Here is a 16,137-nt window from a genome sequence, read left to right as displayed (position 1 = left end):
AGCTAAACGCCCCCTTCTTCCAGCTGTGCAAGTGCTGCCAGAAATTCTTCCCGCGATATTTGAAACATGGCCAATCGTTTATGGAACTGCTTGCTGTTGCAGTATCCGATGCCCAGCAAATTACCCATCGCCATCCGTCTTGCCGCAGCCTCCGGGTGAGCCGATAATCCTGCCTCCAGCATATCCTCCAAACTGATCAGGCTCTCTGCACCCTCAAAAGACGTGTGGACCCGCTCCAGCGCGCGCCGTATCGCCTCTGGCGAGGCATTCTCCACTCCGATATCCCCTTTCCGGGTAGCATCCGCTTCCGGAATGAAGGCGTGCTTGCAGCCGGGTACGCCCTGATCCACGATTTTGCGGATTCGTTCACCCGCATGGTCAGGATCCGTCAATATGATAACGCCTCTGCGCTCCTGGGCAAGCGCTATGCGCTTCAGGATTTGTTTGTTGATCGCTGAACCGCCGGTTTCGATCGTGTCGGCTTCTACGGCCCGTTTAATGGCAACGGTATCGTCCCTGCCTTCCACGACAATCACTTCTTTAATCATGCGTTCGTTCTCTTCCTTCCCAAGCAGAGCAGGCCTGTACAACGTTAAGGCTCAACCCGTTTAGCCTTGATTACTCCGGTCTTAACAAAACAAAAGAAGAGGAAATATTCCCTCTTCTTGATCATCATATATTATAAGCTAAATAGTATAGCATTAGAATGGCAAAGTAAATTGGAATTCATGCGTCTAGTTCAATTCAGGTTTAACCGGACCGATCACGTAAACGGTGCGGCCGCTTTTCCGGCCGAAATTCATGGCCGATTTCAACGAATCGTAATAGACATCGATTTTGTTGCCTTTGATGGCGCCGCCCGTATCTTCAGCACGGCGGAAGCCGATGCCTTCGATGTAAACCCACCATCCGATCGGGATGATATTAGGATCAACGGCGATGGTGCGACCTTCCGTAACGCGTGTGCCGGATGCGGTACGCGTACCGATTCCTTGCTGTTCGGCGGAATACGCGGTCATCGACACGTTGTTCAATACCTTCTTGTATTTAAAATCAACGCCTGCGCGGGAAACCACGTTGTTCTCAACAGCCTTGGCGGTCGTTACTTTTTTCGTGCCGGACAATTTAGCCGGTGTAGCTTTTACATCGGTGGCTGCCGCCTGGACGATAACAGGCTTCTCCACTTTTTTCGTGCCTACGGCAATGATTTTATCCTTCGTTCTGCGTTCGATTTGTTGGGAGACCTTAGTCTTGGAAACCAGCTTGCCATTGTGGTAGACCTTCTCGTAATGGTTCACCATAAGACCAGACTCGCCCCGCTGAATGACGCGGTTATCGCCCTTTTCAAGCGATGGATCGGCCGTCTTGATCACGCGGAATTCGCGGTCTTCCGTTTCCTTAACTTTTTGCTTCGTGACGCGAACGACATGGATATTCATATTGCTGGTCAGCTTCGTGTCTTGCGACGGTTGTACTATATCTTCACCCTGGATCGTAACGCCAGCCTCTTTGAGTACATGATCAACTGTATCCTGGGATGTAAATATGGTTTTGGTTTTGCTGCCTACCGTAACGTTGACTGGAATAGCTCTGTCAATAATAATTCGGTCTCCGTCCCGGATTGCGCCGTTCAGGGGCATCGAAATTTGATCTTGGGGACTCAACGTGATCGCTTGCTCATCCAGCAATTCCTGCAGCAACGATCCACGTGTTTCCACCGTAGTGACCCGGCCGTCGACGACAAGCTGAACTTCCTTGCCTGCCTGGTCATGTACAACCAACGATATGAGAAGTGATACCGTAACGGCACCCATGGCGCCGAGCAACATCAGTTGACGCAAATTGTCATGCTTCCATCTCAATGCGTAAGACATGCTGGATGATTGTGATTCATGGGTTTCTTCAGGTTGAAAAATGCCCACTATTCCATCCTCCTTCATAGTCCCGCCGTCTAGGTAAACGCATGAATGCATTTGACGTGACTATAGCAATTTTTCTCACAGGGCGCCCTGCTATCTATCTACACCCTGCGTCAATTCCCGTCTTCCGTCCATCTGCCATCACCTCCTGTTTACCAAGAGTATGATGGACCCGTCTCCATTATTCAAAAATAAAAGAAGCCATTGAAAGAGTACTAGAGGCTCTAACGTGGCTTCCTGATGAATGAAATCATGGAAATGGTATGCACGAGATTTCCCCTCTTATTTCGCTTACGGAGTTAGCTGTCGGGTTCGGACGTAAGAGAGACGCCCTATATCCGGATGCCCGCTCATGGCGAGATCCTTCAAATTCACCCCAAAGACCCGAAAAAGAAATCAAATACAGCTTCGTGCATCCAGACCAGTATGCACCGCAGTATCGGTTCCCCCGTTCTCCAGAATTTCGGAGATTAAGCGAGACGGTTCATGAAATATTCGGCTGCGATCTGCACATCGCAGCTTCTTATCACTGAAAAGATGATATCCTGTTTGTATGCAGGTTGTAAAGCGACATTCAACCACATTTTCTCAAGTAAAAGGTTAAAATATTGTAATATCAACGCCTTTTCTGATTAAAAAACTTTAATTAATCGAAAATGCTCCCTTTTTCATGGCTTTTGCTCTTGTTTTCGTTAAATACCAAATCGTTCCAGCGCATTTTTGGTGGTAATTTGGGCCAATTCCTCATAGGACAACCCTCTAATTTCGGCCGCCGCCTCCGCCACCAATTTTACATATGCGGTCTCATTTCGTTTCCCGCGGAAGGGATGAGGTGTCAGGTAAGGCGCGTCCGTTTCGATCAATAATCGATCAAGCGGAACCTTTGCCAAAACCTCTTTGGGCTGCTTCGCATTCTTGAACGTAATCGGCCCCCCAAACGAGATATGGAATCCCATATCCAGGCACATTTTGGCCGTTTCCCAGCTTCCGGAGAAGGAATGCATGACACCGCCGACCTCGGAGGCTTTTTCCTCACGCAAAATGTTAACGATATCTTCATGCGCATCCCGGTTATGAATGACAATGGGCATGTTCAATTCCCGGGCAAGCCCGATCTGGCGCCGAAGCACGCGGTGCTGCACTTCCTTGGGGGACGTATCCCAATGATAGTCCAAGCCGATCTCCCCGATTGCCACCACTTTCTCGTGACTGCATAAAGAGGCGATCCAATCCAGGTCCTGATCCTCCATGGTGATCGCATCTACAGGATGCCAGCCTACCGCTGCATATATAAAATCATAAGTCTCAGCCAGCTTCATCGTGGTCGGGATCGTCTCCCGGTTAAATCCGATATTGATCATCCGCGTAACGCCGGCTTCAAGCGCCCGCTGAATTGCAGCTTCCCGGTCTTCGTCGAATTGGGGAGCGTCCATATGAGTGTGCGTGTCGAACAGCATACTATCCACACTCTCCTTCCTGTCGTTTCTATGTCGTCTATTTTCCATTAGTTGGTTGAATGCAAGGGGATTAACGGTTGTCCTGTTTTGCCTGATTTAATGCTGTTGTTTGAAAACGTCGGCTATCGTCTCCGGCATTTGACCCAGGAGCGGGCCCACCTTCTCCTCCGGATAATAAAGATGGTACCGCCCTTTATGAATGCCGCTGATCGAGCGTACGATATCGGATACCTCCGAGATTTCCCTCAGCTCGTCATGCCGGTCCAGAAGGAGAATCTGTTTCTCGTTAAGCGGCATATCGGAATGAACCTTATCATAAGGAAGATCTGTTGGAAAATCAATCTCCAGGTCATATTCCGGTTGCAGCCCCACGGCGCGGAACGCTTGGCGGATCCCGTCGATGGTTTCCAGATCGATGTTGTCGATTTCTACATATTTGTAGAGCTTTCGGTGCATGAAACGGCCGCATAATTCGCTAAGAAGCGGGTCTTCCTCCTCCGTCCATTGCAGAAAGGCCGTTTGAATCAAGGCTTCATCAAGACGCAGGTATTGTTTCACGCCGATATTCCCCGAAAACAGCGCAGGCAGCGGCTCGATCATGAAACGGAAAGCATATCCACGGTCATGCAGCTCCTTGGCCCGGCGAAAGATTTGGCGCAGGATGATTTCGGAGCTTCGGGTGACGGGATGAAAATACACCTGCCAGTACATCTGATACCGCGACATGAGATAATCCTCCACCGCGTGCATGCCCGATTCCTTCACGACGACCCGATCGCGGTACGGCCGCAGCATCCGCAAGATTCGGTCGATATCAATCGTTCCATAATTGACTCCCGTATAGTAAGCATCCCTTAGCAAATAATCCATCCGGTCTGCATCCAGCGGACTAGTGACCAGATTCATGACAATTGGCTTATCGTAGGTTTTGTTAATAACGGAGGCGACCTTCTCGGGAAAATCGGCACCGAGCTCCTGAAGTACCCGATTGACGCAAGTATCTCCGAGCAGGATCCGGCATGTCCAATCCTCGTGGTTCATATGAAAAGCTTCTTCTATGGAATGCGAAAAAGGTCCGTGCCCCACATCATGCAGCAGCGCTGCGCAGAGCGCAACTTGCCGTTCCTCGGCAGGCCAATCGGAATACCCTCTCCGTTCGAATTGAGAGATGATTCTTCTCGTAATTTCATAGACTCCAAGAGAATGGGAGAATCGGCTGTGCTCAGCTCCATGAAAGGTCAGGAAAGAAGTGCCCAACTGCCTGACCCGGCGAAGCCGCTGAAATTCCGGGGTATCGATTAACCGCCATATAATGTCGTCCTGCACATGAATGTAATTATGGACGGGGTCCTTAAACACTTTTTCTTCCGAAATGGGTGAATGCATTTCATCTCATCTCCTTCTCGTTCACGCTTTGGTTTTAGCCGATAAACACTTCTTTTGACATTTAATGTCGAACTGTGTCGAATAACGTAAAATCGCGCTTTCCAAATCGACAAATCCAAAATCGTCGTGAAAATTGGTTCGATTATGGTAATTCCGTTGCTATATAAGGCTTTTGTTCACTATACTTTCGTAAACAGGTTCCGATTTCTCAAAAATATAGGTTGACTGTTTTGGGAATCGTTGGTACTATAAATAACATAAAAACTAGAACTATGTCGAATTATGACTTTTTTAAATTATGGCGAGAGGGGCATTTATAAGTTATGATGAAATCAACAGGAATTGTAAGGAAAGTCGATGAGCTTGGACGGGTCGTCATTCCGATTGAGTTGCGCCGCACGCTCGGAATTGGTGAGAAAGATGCATTGGAGATTTATGTAGACGGCGAACGCATCATGCTTAAGAAATATGAGCCTGCGTGCATCTTCTGTGGTAACGCTGAGAACGTCACTTACTTCAAAGGTAAAATTGTTTGCCATGAATGTATCTCGGAAATCCCTACACCTGTGACAAATTAAGATTTTTAGTATATAATAGCATTATTACATTTTGTTAATTCTAACCTTTTTCATATCTCCTTGGTGCCTTTCTCGGCTATGAACCCGGCCGCAGGAGGGTCTTTTTTTGGGATTAAAGAATTATACGTTTTCAGTGAAGCGTATCCTTTCTTTAATCCCATTTATATGTTTTGGGGTCCCCGTAAAGTATTTGGAATAAGCATCGAAGCTTGGGTCCACTTTGTGGGGCTTTTTGTTTATCCCCCTTGGGCCAGGCAAGCCATATTCACGACTCCGTCAGGAGTGCGTTATAGATGTCCCTTTTCGATACGCCGCGATCACCCGCGGTTTTTTTCATGGCATCCTTGCGGCTTAGTCCTTCCCGCTCATAGTGCCCCACATGCTCCTCCAGCGAAAGCTCCTGCCACCAGGCATTTTTCTCTTTCTGCTCCTCTTCTGCACTGCCGGCTTCCACCACCAAACAATATTCGCCCAGCGGCGGATGCTCCGTGAGCCAGTCCAGGCATTCGGAAATGCTGCCTCTCACAAATTCCTCGTAGCGCTTGGTGAGCTCCCGTGCCAAGGTCACCTTCCGATTTCCCAGTACCTCCTGCAGGATCTCCAGCGTCTTCTTCACGCGATGCGGAGATTCATAAAATAATAACGTTCCCTGCGCCGATTGCAAAGCTTGCAGCTGCTGGACGATATCTTTGCGCTCCCGCGGCAAAAAGCCGATAAACGTAAACCGTTCGGTCGGCAAACCCGACACGATTAAGGCGGATAACGCCGCATTGGCTCCCGGGATCGGAATGACCGAAATTCCTGCCTCAATCGCAAGCGAAACCAGATCACTGCCAGGGTCTGAAATCGCCGGCAGACCGGCATCGCTGACGAGTGCCACATTTTTTCCTTCTATTATATAACGTATGATTTCAGGACCGCTTGCCGCCTTATTATGCTCGTGATAACTAAACAGCGGTTTAGCCGGAATTTCGAAATGGGTCAGCAGCTTGCGTGACTGCCTCGTATCCTCTGCAGCGATAATATCGCATTCCTGCAGGATGCGTACGGCCCGGTACGTTATATCCTCTAAATTCCCGATCGGCGTTGCCACCAAATACAGCGAACCCGGACTTCCCGCTCCCCGGTCGGCATAACTCTGTTGCACAAGATTTCTCATTCTTTTGTCTCATCCTCATGTGTTCCATAGTAAATTTCCATAAAATCCGGGCCGTAATTCCCCTGCTCATCATACACAATCAGCGGTGGCTTCAGCCGAACCTCGGGCTTTCCATCCCGAATGCCCTCGATCAGGACCATGTTGGCTTCCATCTTCACGCGCGGATGCACAAATCGGATGACCTTGGGCTCAATCCGGTATTTGCTCATCAGGGTGATAATCTCTGCCAGCCGCAGAGGCTTATGAACCATGCTCATCTTCCCGCCTTGTTTGAGCAGCCTTGCACAGGACTCAATAACCTCTTCAAGCGTACAGTGAATTTCATGCCTCGCAATCGCCTGATGCTCATTCAGCTTCAAGTCGCTGCCATTCATCGGCATATAAGGCGGGTTGACCGTAATCAGGTCATACGCTCCATATCCCTTTTCCTTGTACAGTTCCCGCAGATCGCCTTCATGGATCGTGATCTGGTCCTGAAGGTCATTCATCGCTACGCTCCGTCTGGCCATATCCGCAAGTCTGGGCTGAATTTCAATCCCCTCGATCGGCGCGCCTGTACGTGTCGACAGCAGAATGGGAATTACCCCGTTACCCGTGCACATATCCAGAATCCGGCCCCTGCGCGGTATGCTGGCAAACCTGGCAAGCAGGACCGCGTCCATGGAGAAGCTGAATACCTCTTCGCTTTGAATGATGCCGAGCTCATGGGTAAGCAGATCATCGATCCGCTCGGATGGTTGCAATAACACTTCTTTCAATTTCATGGTTTCAACCCTTTATCTCTATAATTCGTTATATCCCCGCTACTTTGGTGTGTAACTCTTTCCACCCTTGCCTGATGATATGAAATACGTAAAAGGCTGCTCTTCACATTGCATGACAAGCAGCCATATGTCTCACTCGCGATCCTTACAGTATAACCTTTCGATTCTAGAAAAAAACCGTAGGCAATTTCCCCTACGGCTTCTTATTTATTCAGAAAAGACAAGCAGAACAGGCAATCCCCTTCCGTCCGCAGATGTCCATAATAGACATTGCAAATGTGGAAGCCTTCATGATACAGCCGTGCCAGGTTATCGTACCCCTCACCGACCACATCTTCATGTTCCTCATCCTTCACATGAGGCTGAGGTTGTAAAGCAACTGGGTTTTCCAATTCTGCCGGATTGACTTCCCTCTTTAAAATTTTCCGGAGCTGTTCATTTTCAAGACTGAGGCGATGGTTCTCTTCCAGCAGTTCCTTGATGACCAGCTTAAGTCCACCCAGTTCACTGTGTATATGTCCCATCTGTGTTTCCAACTCTTGAATGAGCACAAAAATGTTTTTCTTCTCCAAGTCTACACCCCGAAAATAAACATTCTATTGGACTATTTGATGACAACGTCATCCATTGGAAGTTCCTTGACCTTTCCAATTTCAAACAGCTGAACATGAACCGTCCGCTTATCCGCATTGAGCCCGACTACTTTGCCTTCTCCAAGCGAAGTAACGACCAGTTTCCCAGCGGATGGAAGCTCTTCTTTCACGCTTTCATAATTATCATGCTCAAACTTCAGGCAGCACATCAATCTTCCGCATAGCCCGGAAATTTTAGTCGGATTGAGCGATAGGCTTTGATCCTTTGCCATCTTGATCGATACCGGCTCAAAATCACCAAGCCATGAGGAACAGCACAGTACGCGTCCACAAGGTCCAAGACCGCCGAGCATTTTGGCTTCATCGCGAACTCCAATCTGGCGAAGTTCGATTCTTGTTCGGAATATGCTGGCCAGATCCTTAACCAGTTCACGGAAATCCACACGGCCTTCCGCCGTGAAGTAGAAAATGATTTTGTTTCGGTCAAAGGTAAATTCCACGTCGACCAGCTTCATTTTCAGTTCGTGATCCCGAATTTTATTTAAACAGGTAGTGAATGCATCCTTCGCCGCTTGTTTGTTCTCTTCAACCACACGGGCATCGGAGTCACCAGCGATACGAATGACCTTCTTGAGGGGAAGGACAACGTCCGATTCACCTACCTCCTTCTTTCCTATCACAACTTGACCATACTCGATCCCTCTCGCGGTTTCCACAATTACGGATTGTTCCTTCTCCACGGGGAGGTCGAGCGGATCAAAGTAATATATTTTGCCCGCTTTCTTAAAGCGGACACCTACTACACTGTACAAAAATAAACCCCCTTGTGCCTGTACATATTGGCCATTCTTCGGGCCTGGGGGGTGTGCTCACGCCGGAGTGTTACCGCCCAAACCCATCAATAACTGCTCTAAACTGAGCTGTCCATTGACATTATAGCGTAACTTCTTCTGACACTCTGCGGCCAAATCCATGTATGACACCCACTGTGCTGTGCTGCGGGCTGATGCATGACCAGAGATATACTCTGCCTGATCTATGAAAACGAGAGAATCTTTCCTTCCATACTGGACATGGATCATGTCCTTAAACCATAAATGAAACATACTGAACAATAAGTCCAGATGATCGGAGAGTTCGGTTTTGAACACTTTTTGACTCGCGGTGATCATCGCAGAGCCGCTGCGGTTCAAAGACTCCTTCCCTAATTGTAACACTACGTTTCTAATTTCTGCAAACCAATTCTCATTCAATATTTTCCTGCACTCGTCAAGCCCGGATGCCAGATGAACGGCACAGCGTACAAGCGCGGCAGGATAGCCCTCACCTACAAGGACCTTTTCCATCATCTGCGGATCGAGTGCCCGAAACGGGACTAACTGCGATCGCGATTGAATGGTGGGCAGAAGGGCTTGTCCATTCTCGGCAATCAGTATGGCGACGGCAGGCGCCTGCGGCTCCTCAAGAAATTTCAGCAGGCTGTTGGCTGCCTGCGTGGTCATCTTCTCCGCACGGTCAATAATATATACCTTGGGGTTCCGATTCTCCGATCGATAGGAGAATATCCGCTGAAGATCGCGGATCTGATCGATCTTGATGCTGGCCCCATCCGGCTCGACCATCGTCAGATCCGGATGGTTGCCGTGCTCCACCTTGCGGCATTCCAAACATTGCCCGCAAGCATCGTCTTCCCGTTCCGTACAAAACAATGCCTTGGCAAACGTAAGCGCCGTCTGCATCTGTCCGGCACCGTTCGGGCCGCTAAACAGATAGGCATGACTGACAGCATTACGGCGCAAGGCATTTTGCAGCAGTTGCTTCGCAGTCTCTTGACCTACGATATCGTTAAAAGACATATGTCCTCACCTTCTACCAATCCTTCATGATCCTCTATGACGGAACAGTCCATCATTTCAAGTAAACTTTCTTACGCTTGCGGCTAGAATACAAGATTGATCAGCATGCCCCGGATTTCCCCTACCTTGTTCAGCAGATCAATTCTCCCCTGTTCCGTATCCAGCAGCTCATCCGCCATCTCGAGCAGCGCCGAATCGACCTCATCGATTACGTTATAGCGCTTGCCGCGCCCCCTGCGGTCCCAGCCTCGCGTTTCCTTCATTTTTACGCCGCGACGAACCGTTTCTTCCAGGAAGCGGTGAACCATCAATTTATATGCCTTTAACTCCCGGACGGTCATTGCTTTGGCCAAACGATCCCCTTGCATTGCAATTTCACGCATTTGACGACTCAGCTCTTCATGGGTCGCACGTTCTCCCTGCTGCTGCATCATATCCGAGAACGATCGCTTCTGAATCGGTCTGGCGTTGCCATCCGGCACCGTGATTTCGCTTTTCATGGGCCGAAAGCCCGGATTGATCTTCACCTGAATCCACCGCCTATTGCGTTATTTGTTGCATCTAATAAAACGGAGGCATCTGGTACGTTCATATCGAACAACCTATGCCTCACGTGAACGTACCTTGAAATGGTTATCTTGTCAAGCGATTCGCCGACAATGATCGAAATACGGGGTGCTTGATCCGGAGTCCATCTACAATATCCATTTATGAAAGATCATCTCCCGATTGCAGCGATCTACGGTAACTATTTTTATTATGATACAGAAGTGGTTCAGAAGACTTTCAATACAGGAGAACACAGCCGTCAAATATCCCAATAAAAACATCCGTTACGTATCTATCGCAGATCTAGAGAATGAATTTAGAAATGCTCGAAACGTTCTACAGGGAGTACAAATACCGTTGCGCCGCCAACCTGCACTTCAACCGGAAGCGGCAAATAGGAATCGGTTGTACCGCTCATAGGGGTTACCGGAGTGACCAGCTGTTCGCGGACCTTACAGCTTGTGCGAATGACGCTGAGCACACTTTCAACCTGTGAATCGTCTACCCCAATCATAAAGGTGGTGTTCCCCGCCTTCAGAAAGCCGCCCGTACTTGCAAGCTTTGTCGCCCGAAAGTTAGCTTTGACCAATGCGGCGGAGAGACGGTTGCTATCTTTATCCTGGACAATCGCAACAATCAATTTCATGGTAAACCCTCCTTGTTTATTTTGGGCATCATATGCCCTTAACACTACTTATTTGACAAACAACCTCAAAAATCCTTTAATATCGCGTCTTCCAAGTGACGATTCATTTCCCTTTCGACCTGCGCGGGCGTCTTGGAAGCATCCACGATGCGAATTCGATCCGGATTACGCTCTGCTACCAATAGATAGCCTTCCCTAACTTTCTCGTGAAATGTCAGGTTCTCCATATCCAGTCGATTCCATTCCCGTTCTGCATTCGCCGCGATCCTTGACAGGCCGATCCTCGGCTCGATATCGAATAACAGCGTCAGATCCGGCATCCGGGTATCAATGGCGAACTGATTGATGCTCCATACCTCTTCCATGCCCAATCCTCGCGCATACCCCTGGTAAACCAGGCTGCTGTCCACGAATCGGTCGCATAGGACGGTCAATCCCTGCCTTAATGCCGGCTCCACCTTCTCCACAAGATGCTGGCGGCGGGCTGCCGCGTATAACAATGCTTCTGTGCGTGCATCCATCGCGGTGTGCTCCGGATCCAGAATAATAGAGCGGATCTTCTCGGCGATGTCTATGCCTCCGGGCTCGCGGGTAATCAGATACGGGATCGAATGATTCTGCATAAAGGCGGCGAGTCTGCCCATCATGGTCGTTTTACCGGAACCTTCTCCTCCTTCTACGGTAATAAATAGTGGTCTGCGATTATTCATAGCGTATCCTGCTTTCATCATTTGTTGATCATATGCCCCAAGTTTTACGTACCGGCGCATTACGGAGGTTTCCATCCTTTACGTTTCCTTGTAAACGACAATGGTTTGCAGCGTGGGATCGGTTATTCCTTGACACTTGGCCCCGGCCATCCTCAATGCCAGCATTCTCTGTTCCATTTCTGCTGTTATGTCTTCGCCGGGGTATAATATCGGAATGCCTGGCGGATACGGAATAACCATCTCGGCCGCCTTTCGCCCGGCGCTATTTGCTAACGGCACCGATTCCAATCGCTCCTTGTCAATCGGCTTAAGCGAGAAAGGGACTGGAGCTGAATATGGAGCCTGTCGCAGCAAATTGTTCCACGTGGAAACATCGGAGACCGAATTTTCTTCAGTTAACAAGTTAGCATCGACATTGAAGTGAGAAGAGCCCTCATTCAAGTGGATCCCCGGCCGCTCGTACTTCGCGAAATCCCCCTGTTCCCGCAATTTCCGGATCAGTAATTCCGTATCTTCCGCAGCAGTGCCTGGTTCCATTCCGGTCTCATCTGTCTTCTCCCCCTGCTCTACAATATGCACAAGAGCCCATAAGACGTGATTCGAATCTTCGCGGGTCGATCCCAATGTAAACAATAAGACGACGCGCAGCTCGTCACTCATCTCCGGCACGCAGCCGCGCGCCTCCAGTGCGCGCTGTAGTGCATACCCGCTAAGGGCCCCGGTGCGGTCATAAATGACCGCCTTGAACGGGTCCTGGCGGGTGTACGCCGCGGCGGCTGTGCCCGCGGCGCCTTCCATGGGCTGCGGCGGCTGCAGCAGCCCGAAGCGCGGCAGCTTCGCGAGGCCGCGCCGGAAGGCATCCACGGCGGCTAGGCCAGCCGTGAAGGCGCCTGCGCCCTGCGTGTGCAGCAGGCGCCGTGCCAGATCCAGCGAAGCCATGAGCGGGTACGAGGGGCTGGAGCTTTGCACCATCGCCAGCCGCTGGCGCAGCAGGCTCCGGTCGAGCAGCCCGCCCTGTACATGCAGCATGGCTCCCATCGTCATTGCGGCTAACATCTTGTGCGTGGATTGGACCACGCCGTCCGCGCCGCATGACAAAGCATTCATCGGCAGCTGTGGATGCTGCCCGTAATGCGCTCCGTGCGCTTCGTCCACCAGCAGCGGCACTCCGCGCTTATGGCAGGCCTCCGCCAGCGGCCTTATGTCGCTCCCCATCCCGTAATAGTTCGGCATCGTGATGATCGCTCCCTTGGCCTCAGGGAAGGCCTCAAGAGCCGCTGTCAGCGTAGCTTCTGATGGGGCAACGGCTAAACCGCTCTGCTTGTCCAGCTCCGGCTGAAGAAACACCGCCCTTGCACCGGCCAGCATCAATCCGTTCAACACGGACTTATGTACGTTCCGCTGCACCAGCACGAGATCGCCCGGCTCACGGCATACCGTCAGGATCAGCGCCAGATTGCCGGCCGTGCTTCCGCCCACCAGAAAAAAGCTTTCTTCGGCGCCAAAACAATCGGCAGCCAGCTCCTGCGCTTCCTGAATCACGCCTTCCGGATGAAATAAATCATCGGTTCCGGTAATTTCCGTCACATCGATGCGCATCGCCTCTAGCAGCATCTCCGCTGCGTCACCTTCTGCCCCGTATGCCCTGCCGTTCTTATGGCCGGGTACATGAAAAGATGAAGCCCCGCGTTCCCGGTATAACCTTAAAGCTTCAGTAAGTGGGGCACGCTCTCTATGTGTAGTCATCGACATATCCCTTCGGATTACATTCTCTAACCTATTTTAACGCAAATTGAAACCTACGCCTACGTTTCCATGCCCTGAAAATCCTCTCTAAACAAAAAAAGGCCCTTACTTCAGGCCCATTTAACACGCGTACCCGCGCCTATGCATTCTTCGGCATCGCAATCTGTTTTAATTGACGGATAAAAAAATGATATTTGGCATCTTCCGCACTGGTATGGACGATTTCCGATTCACATTCCTCGCATACGAATTGCGATACAATGGTGATTCCATCGGTCTTCGACTGATTGCATATGATACACACGTGTTCGGTCAATTCTTCCATAACCATCCCACCTTGATCCTTTTCCTATTAGTATGACACAGTTTCTATTATTTTAAACCTTTTCATAGGATATCTTTCTACGCTTTATTTATATGTACCCCTTGATGGCCTTGTGTCTGTACCTTTTTTTTCAGCTTAATAAAAATATGATTTTGTCCGATAAAAACATAAAAGACTAAAACTTTTCGTCTATCGAAATTTATCTTCTATTTAAAGGGGGACGGCATAGCCCAATGGCAGATCCACACGGTCAAGCCACCTTTTATCACTACCGATTAATCAAGAAAATCCAGATTTCCAGAAGCTTGCTCATCCTCTACTTAAGTCTGCCTTGGCTTGCTGCAGCTGCAGGGACCCTATGGGTGTCTCCGTACATTCTGCTCTATATGCTCATCGCTTTTCCGCTTATGTTATGGATCCAGTACGTTATCGGTCATACCGTGCTTGTCCTCCTGGGAACAGGCTATCGGAAGCGCTGGCGCTTCAGGCTGAGGCTGCCTTGGCTTGGTTATATCCCAGATCAACATGTCAGCCGTCGCGTATTCATGTTGGTGCAGTTCTATACCTGTTGGGTAGGGATAGTCTTAAGCGCTATCATGGCCTTCTGGTCATCGCTGCCGTTTGCCATTGCGATTGTGTTCTGGCATCTATGGCTGCTTCTTCCGCGAGGTTATACCATGCTGCGCCTGAGCGGTCAGCGCAAAGACGGGATGTTAAAAATGAATGAGCAGGATATCTCATACTACCAGCAATAAAGTAAAGGATTTTTCGTGTTTGAATTTACTACATAGCGTTGTAACCATATTCTCTGGTACATGAAATAAAGACCTCATTCCGAAGCCGGAAGAGGTCTTTATTCATTCGCTTTATTGCTTTCCAATCCTTGTATGACTTGTTTCTTAAGCTGAGTAGGAACCGTGATTATGAGAAAATCGTCTTGCACCGACAGGTGGACGATACTTTTACCTTTTTCAAACACTAACGAAGACCCGTTGTCTTCAACTTCCTTCTGCTTCCATCCCCAGGACTCGATTTCATCCAAGTAAGGCTCAGGAATACTGTCGTCTTCCTTCAAGCCTGGAAGCGCATAGCGTACATAATCCAAGTCACTATTGCCTGTCGTCTGCTCCGTTTTATTCGCTTCCTTCGGAACCGGGAATGATTTTACATTCGCTGCCCCGTCAAAGGATTTCCAGCTTGGTTCCGTGGATGCCCCGCATCCGGATCCGATTAACAGTATCGTACCCGCACAGATCATTCCTGCCACATGCAGACCACTTTTACGCAACATGTCATTGTCCTCCTTCCCCCACAATAACCGGTCTCCAGATGAGTATTCATAGTTGGTTGGTTAATGGAGAACCTTCCAATCAGGCCTTCATTCCTATAGCCTGCGTAAATCGGTAAACACTTACCCGATTATGCCTAATTCTATTATACTGATTTTCGGTGTGGTATCGGTAACAAAATCTTCATCTGTTTACGTCAATTTTATGATCATGTTATATAACAGAAAAGCCGCTGGCACTTACGTTTGGTGCTATTTTAAGCGTTGGACCTCTTAATACGGCAAAGCATCAAAAGTCCCATAAACAAATAAAAAAACCACCATCGATTACATCGACAGTGGTTTTTCGCTTGGCGACGTCCTACTCTCCCGGGACCCTTCGGTCCAAGTACCATCGGCGCTGGAAGGCTTAACGGTCGTGTTCGGTATGGGAACGCGTGGAACCCTTCCGCCATCGCCACCAAACGGTTCAGATGATTGATCACCTGAAAACTAGATACGAAACGATATTTGCAGCACATTAGAATCCGTAGCATTCACCCGATGTGGTATCGGGGTCCCCGAAAAGTATTCGGCATCTGCTTCAAAGCTTTGCTTCACTTTTTGGGGTGTTTTTTGGATAAGCCCTCGACCGATTAGTATTGGTCAGCTCCATGCATTGCTGCACTTCCACCTCCAACCTATCTACCTCGTCGTCTTCAAGGGGTCTTACTAATTGGGAAATCTCATCTTGAGGGGGGCTTCACGCTTAGATGCTTTCAGCGCTTATCCCGTCCGTACGTAGCTACCCAGCCATGCTCCTGGCGGAACAACTGGTGCACCAGCGGTACGTCCATCCCGGTCCTCTCGTACTAAGGACAGCTCCTCTCAAATTTCCTACGCCCACGACAGATAGGGACCGAACTGTCTCACGACGTTCTGAACCCAGCTCGCGTACCGCTTTAATGGGCGAACAGCCCAACCCTTGGGACCTACTTCAGCCCCAGGATGCGATGAGCCGACATCGAGGTGCCAAACCTCCCCGTCGATGTGGACTCTTGGGGGAGATAAGCCTGTTATCCCCAGGGTAGCTTTTATCCGTTGAGCGATGGCCCTTCCATGCGGTACCACCGGATCACTAAGCCCGACTTTCGTCCCTGCTCGACTTGTAGGTCTCGCAGT

17 protein-coding genes, 2 rRNA genes and 1 riboswitch (1 of these 20 running past the window's edge) are annotated in these 16,137 nt (G+C 49.6%); of the genes, 2 read left to right on the top strand and 17 right to left on the bottom strand.

Annotation, left to right across the window (positions count from 1 at the left end; translation table 11 throughout):
• Window positions 1-2: 2 nt before the first annotated feature.
• From rnmV to P0X86_RS32845, 4 genes are all read right to left on the bottom strand, one after another.
• Window positions 3-548: a ribonuclease M5 gene (gene rnmV, locus P0X86_RS32860; RefSeq protein ID WP_277747440.1), complete on the bottom strand. Its 546-nt coding sequence runs from the start codon at window positions 546-548 to the stop codon at window positions 3-5.
• 186 nt (window positions 549-734) lie between these two features.
• Window positions 735-1,922, bottom strand: coding sequence for a resuscitation-promoting factor (locus P0X86_RS32855; protein WP_277747439.1), 1,188 nt, complete (start codon window positions 1,920-1,922; stop codon window positions 735-737).
• A 269-nt stretch (window positions 1,923-2,191) separates the two neighbouring features.
• A riboswitch (cyclic di-AMP (ydaO/yuaA leader) is annotated at window positions 2,192-2,406 on the bottom strand.
• A gap of 205 nt (window positions 2,407-2,611) precedes the next feature.
• Window positions 2,612-3,376: a TatD family hydrolase gene (locus tag P0X86_RS32850; RefSeq protein WP_009591897.1), complete on the bottom strand. Its 765-nt coding sequence runs from the start codon at window positions 3,374-3,376 to the stop codon at window positions 2,612-2,614.
• A gap of 96 nt (window positions 3,377-3,472) precedes the next feature.
• Window positions 3,473-4,762 (bottom strand): HD domain-containing protein, encoded by a 1,290-nt coding sequence (locus P0X86_RS32845; protein ID WP_277747438.1) that lies wholly within the window; start codon window positions 4,760-4,762, stop codon window positions 3,473-3,475.
• 323 nt (window positions 4,763-5,085) lie between these two features.
• Here P0X86_RS32845 and P0X86_RS32840 point away from each other — a divergent pair, with 323 nt between their 5' ends.
• On the top strand, window positions 5,086-5,340 hold the full coding sequence (locus P0X86_RS32840; RefSeq protein WP_006207408.1) for an AbrB/MazE/SpoVT family DNA-binding domain-containing protein: 255 nt from the start codon (window positions 5,086-5,088) through the stop codon (window positions 5,338-5,340).
• Between the two features lie 265 nt (window positions 5,341-5,605).
• Here P0X86_RS32840 and rsmI read toward each other — a convergent pair whose 3' ends face one another.
• The 10 genes from rsmI to P0X86_RS32790 form a co-directional block, all read right to left on the bottom strand.
• Window positions 5,606-6,499, bottom strand: coding sequence for a 16S rRNA (cytidine(1402)-2'-O)-methyltransferase (rsmI, locus tag P0X86_RS32835; protein WP_012818305.1), 894 nt, complete (start codon window positions 6,497-6,499; stop codon window positions 5,606-5,608).
• Entirely contained in the window at window positions 6,496-7,263 is a 768-nt protein-coding gene (locus tag P0X86_RS32830; RefSeq protein ID WP_096777326.1) for a tRNA1(Val) (adenine(37)-N6)-methyltransferase, read from the bottom strand. The genes rsmI and P0X86_RS32830 overlap by 4 nt, the downstream gene beginning before the upstream one ends.
• Window positions 7,264-7,466: 203 nt before the next feature.
• The gene (gene yabA, locus P0X86_RS32825) at window positions 7,467-7,835 is read right to left on the bottom strand and encodes a DNA replication initiation control protein YabA (RefSeq protein WP_009591928.1); all 369 of its coding nucleotides are present in this window, start codon (window positions 7,833-7,835) and stop codon (window positions 7,467-7,469) included.
• A 32-nt stretch (window positions 7,836-7,867) separates the two neighbouring features.
• Window positions 7,868-8,668 (bottom strand): PSP1 domain-containing protein, encoded by an 801-nt coding sequence (locus P0X86_RS32820; RefSeq protein WP_009591910.1) that lies wholly within the window; start codon window positions 8,666-8,668, stop codon window positions 7,868-7,870.
• Between the two features lie 57 nt (window positions 8,669-8,725).
• Complete coding sequence (gene holB, locus P0X86_RS32815) at window positions 8,726-9,712, bottom strand: DNA polymerase III subunit delta' (protein ID WP_277747437.1); 987 nt, start codon at window positions 9,710-9,712, stop codon at window positions 8,726-8,728.
• A gap of 83 nt (window positions 9,713-9,795) precedes the next feature.
• Window positions 9,796-10,239 (bottom strand): YaaR family protein, encoded by a 444-nt coding sequence (locus tag P0X86_RS32810; protein WP_277747436.1) that lies wholly within the window; start codon window positions 10,237-10,239, stop codon window positions 9,796-9,798.
• 338 nt (window positions 10,240-10,577) lie between these two features.
• Window positions 10,578-10,907 carry a cyclic-di-AMP receptor gene (locus tag P0X86_RS32805; protein WP_006207400.1) on the bottom strand — a complete coding sequence of 110 codons (330 nt, stop codon included), beginning with the start codon at window positions 10,905-10,907 and terminating at the stop codon, window positions 10,578-10,580.
• 65 nt (window positions 10,908-10,972) lie between these two features.
• Window positions 10,973-11,617, bottom strand: a complete 645-nt coding sequence (gene tmk, locus P0X86_RS32800) for a dTMP kinase (RefSeq protein WP_012818301.1) — start codon at window positions 11,615-11,617, stop codon at window positions 10,973-10,975.
• 78 nt (window positions 11,618-11,695) lie between these two features.
• On the bottom strand, window positions 11,696-13,363 hold the full coding sequence (locus tag P0X86_RS32795) for an aminotransferase class I/II-fold pyridoxal phosphate-dependent enzyme (RefSeq protein ID WP_277747435.1): 1,668 nt from the start codon (window positions 13,361-13,363) through the stop codon (window positions 11,696-11,698).
• Between the two features lie 139 nt (window positions 13,364-13,502).
• Window positions 13,503-13,688, bottom strand: coding sequence for a sigma factor G inhibitor Gin (locus tag P0X86_RS32790; RefSeq protein WP_006207397.1), 186 nt, complete (start codon window positions 13,686-13,688; stop codon window positions 13,503-13,505).
• 233 nt (window positions 13,689-13,921) lie between these two features.
• Here P0X86_RS32790 and P0X86_RS32785 point away from each other — a divergent pair, with 233 nt between their 5' ends.
• Window positions 13,922-14,443 (top strand): hypothetical protein, encoded by a 522-nt coding sequence (locus tag P0X86_RS32785; RefSeq protein WP_277747434.1) that lies wholly within the window; start codon window positions 13,922-13,924, stop codon window positions 14,441-14,443.
• A gap of 98 nt (window positions 14,444-14,541) precedes the next feature.
• Here P0X86_RS32785 and P0X86_RS32780 read toward each other — a convergent pair whose 3' ends face one another.
• From P0X86_RS32780 to P0X86_RS32770, 3 genes are all read right to left on the bottom strand, one after another.
• Entirely contained in the window at window positions 14,542-14,979 is a 438-nt protein-coding gene (locus P0X86_RS32780) for a hypothetical protein (RefSeq protein WP_012818298.1), read from the bottom strand.
• Window positions 14,980-15,324: 345 nt separating this feature from the next.
• Window positions 15,325-15,441, bottom strand: a 5S ribosomal RNA gene (gene rrf, locus P0X86_RS32775).
• Between the two features lie 150 nt (window positions 15,442-15,591).
• Window positions 15,592-16,137, bottom strand: a 23S ribosomal RNA gene (locus P0X86_RS32770) (it continues 2,383 nt past the right edge of the window).

It is taken from the genome of Paenibacillus sp. BR1-192 (assembly GCF_029542445.1).
GTDB classification, from domain to species: Bacteria; Bacillota; Bacilli; order Paenibacillales; family Paenibacillaceae; genus Paenibacillus_AQ; species Paenibacillus_AQ lautus_A.
The sequence above is the reverse complement of the archived record's forward strand: the minus strand, read 5'-3'. Positions and strand labels throughout refer to the sequence as shown.

What these genes read in the sequence shown, in the direction of transcription:
- tmk (WP_012818301.1), bottom strand. Translation starts at nt 11,617, where the DNA reads ATGAATAATCGCAGACCACTATTTATTACCGTAGAAGGAGGAGAAGGT.
- P0X86_RS32785 (WP_277747434.1), top strand. Translation starts at nt 13,922, where the DNA reads ATGGCAGATCCACACGGTCAAGCCACCTTTTATCACTACCGATTAATC.
- P0X86_RS32845 (WP_277747438.1), bottom strand. Translation starts at nt 4,762, where the DNA reads ATGCATTCACCCATTTCGGAAGAAAAAGTGTTTAAGGACCCCGTCCAT.
- P0X86_RS32850 (WP_009591897.1), bottom strand. Translation starts at nt 3,376, where the DNA reads ATGCTGTTCGACACGCACACTCATATGGACGCTCCCCAATTCGACGAA.
- P0X86_RS32805 (WP_006207400.1), bottom strand. Translation starts at nt 10,907, where the DNA reads ATGAAATTGATTGTTGCGATTGTCCAGGATAAAGATAGCAACCGTCTC.
- rsmI (WP_012818305.1), bottom strand. Translation starts at nt 6,499, where the DNA reads ATGAGAAATCTTGTGCAACAGAGTTATGCCGACCGGGGAGCGGGAAGT.
- holB (WP_277747437.1), bottom strand. Translation starts at nt 9,712, where the DNA reads ATGTCTTTTAACGATATCGTAGGTCAAGAGACTGCGAAGCAACTGCTG.
- rnmV (WP_277747440.1), bottom strand. Translation starts at nt 548, where the DNA reads ATGATTAAAGAAGTGATTGTCGTGGAAGGCAGGGACGATACCGTTGCC.
- P0X86_RS32840 (WP_006207408.1), top strand. Translation starts at nt 5,086, where the DNA reads ATGATGAAATCAACAGGAATTGTAAGGAAAGTCGATGAGCTTGGACGG.
- P0X86_RS32790 (WP_006207397.1), bottom strand. Translation starts at nt 13,688, where the DNA reads ATGGAAGAATTGACCGAACACGTGTGTATCATATGCAATCAGTCGAAG.
- P0X86_RS32780 (WP_012818298.1), bottom strand. Translation starts at nt 14,979, where the DNA reads ATGTTGCGTAAAAGTGGTCTGCATGTGGCAGGAATGATCTGTGCGGGT.
- P0X86_RS32830 (WP_096777326.1), bottom strand. Translation starts at nt 7,263, where the DNA reads ATGAAATTGAAAGAAGTGTTATTGCAACCATCCGAGCGGATCGATGAT.
- P0X86_RS32795 (WP_277747435.1), bottom strand. Translation starts at nt 13,363, where the DNA reads ATGACTACACATAGAGAGCGTGCCCCACTTACTGAAGCTTTAAGGTTA.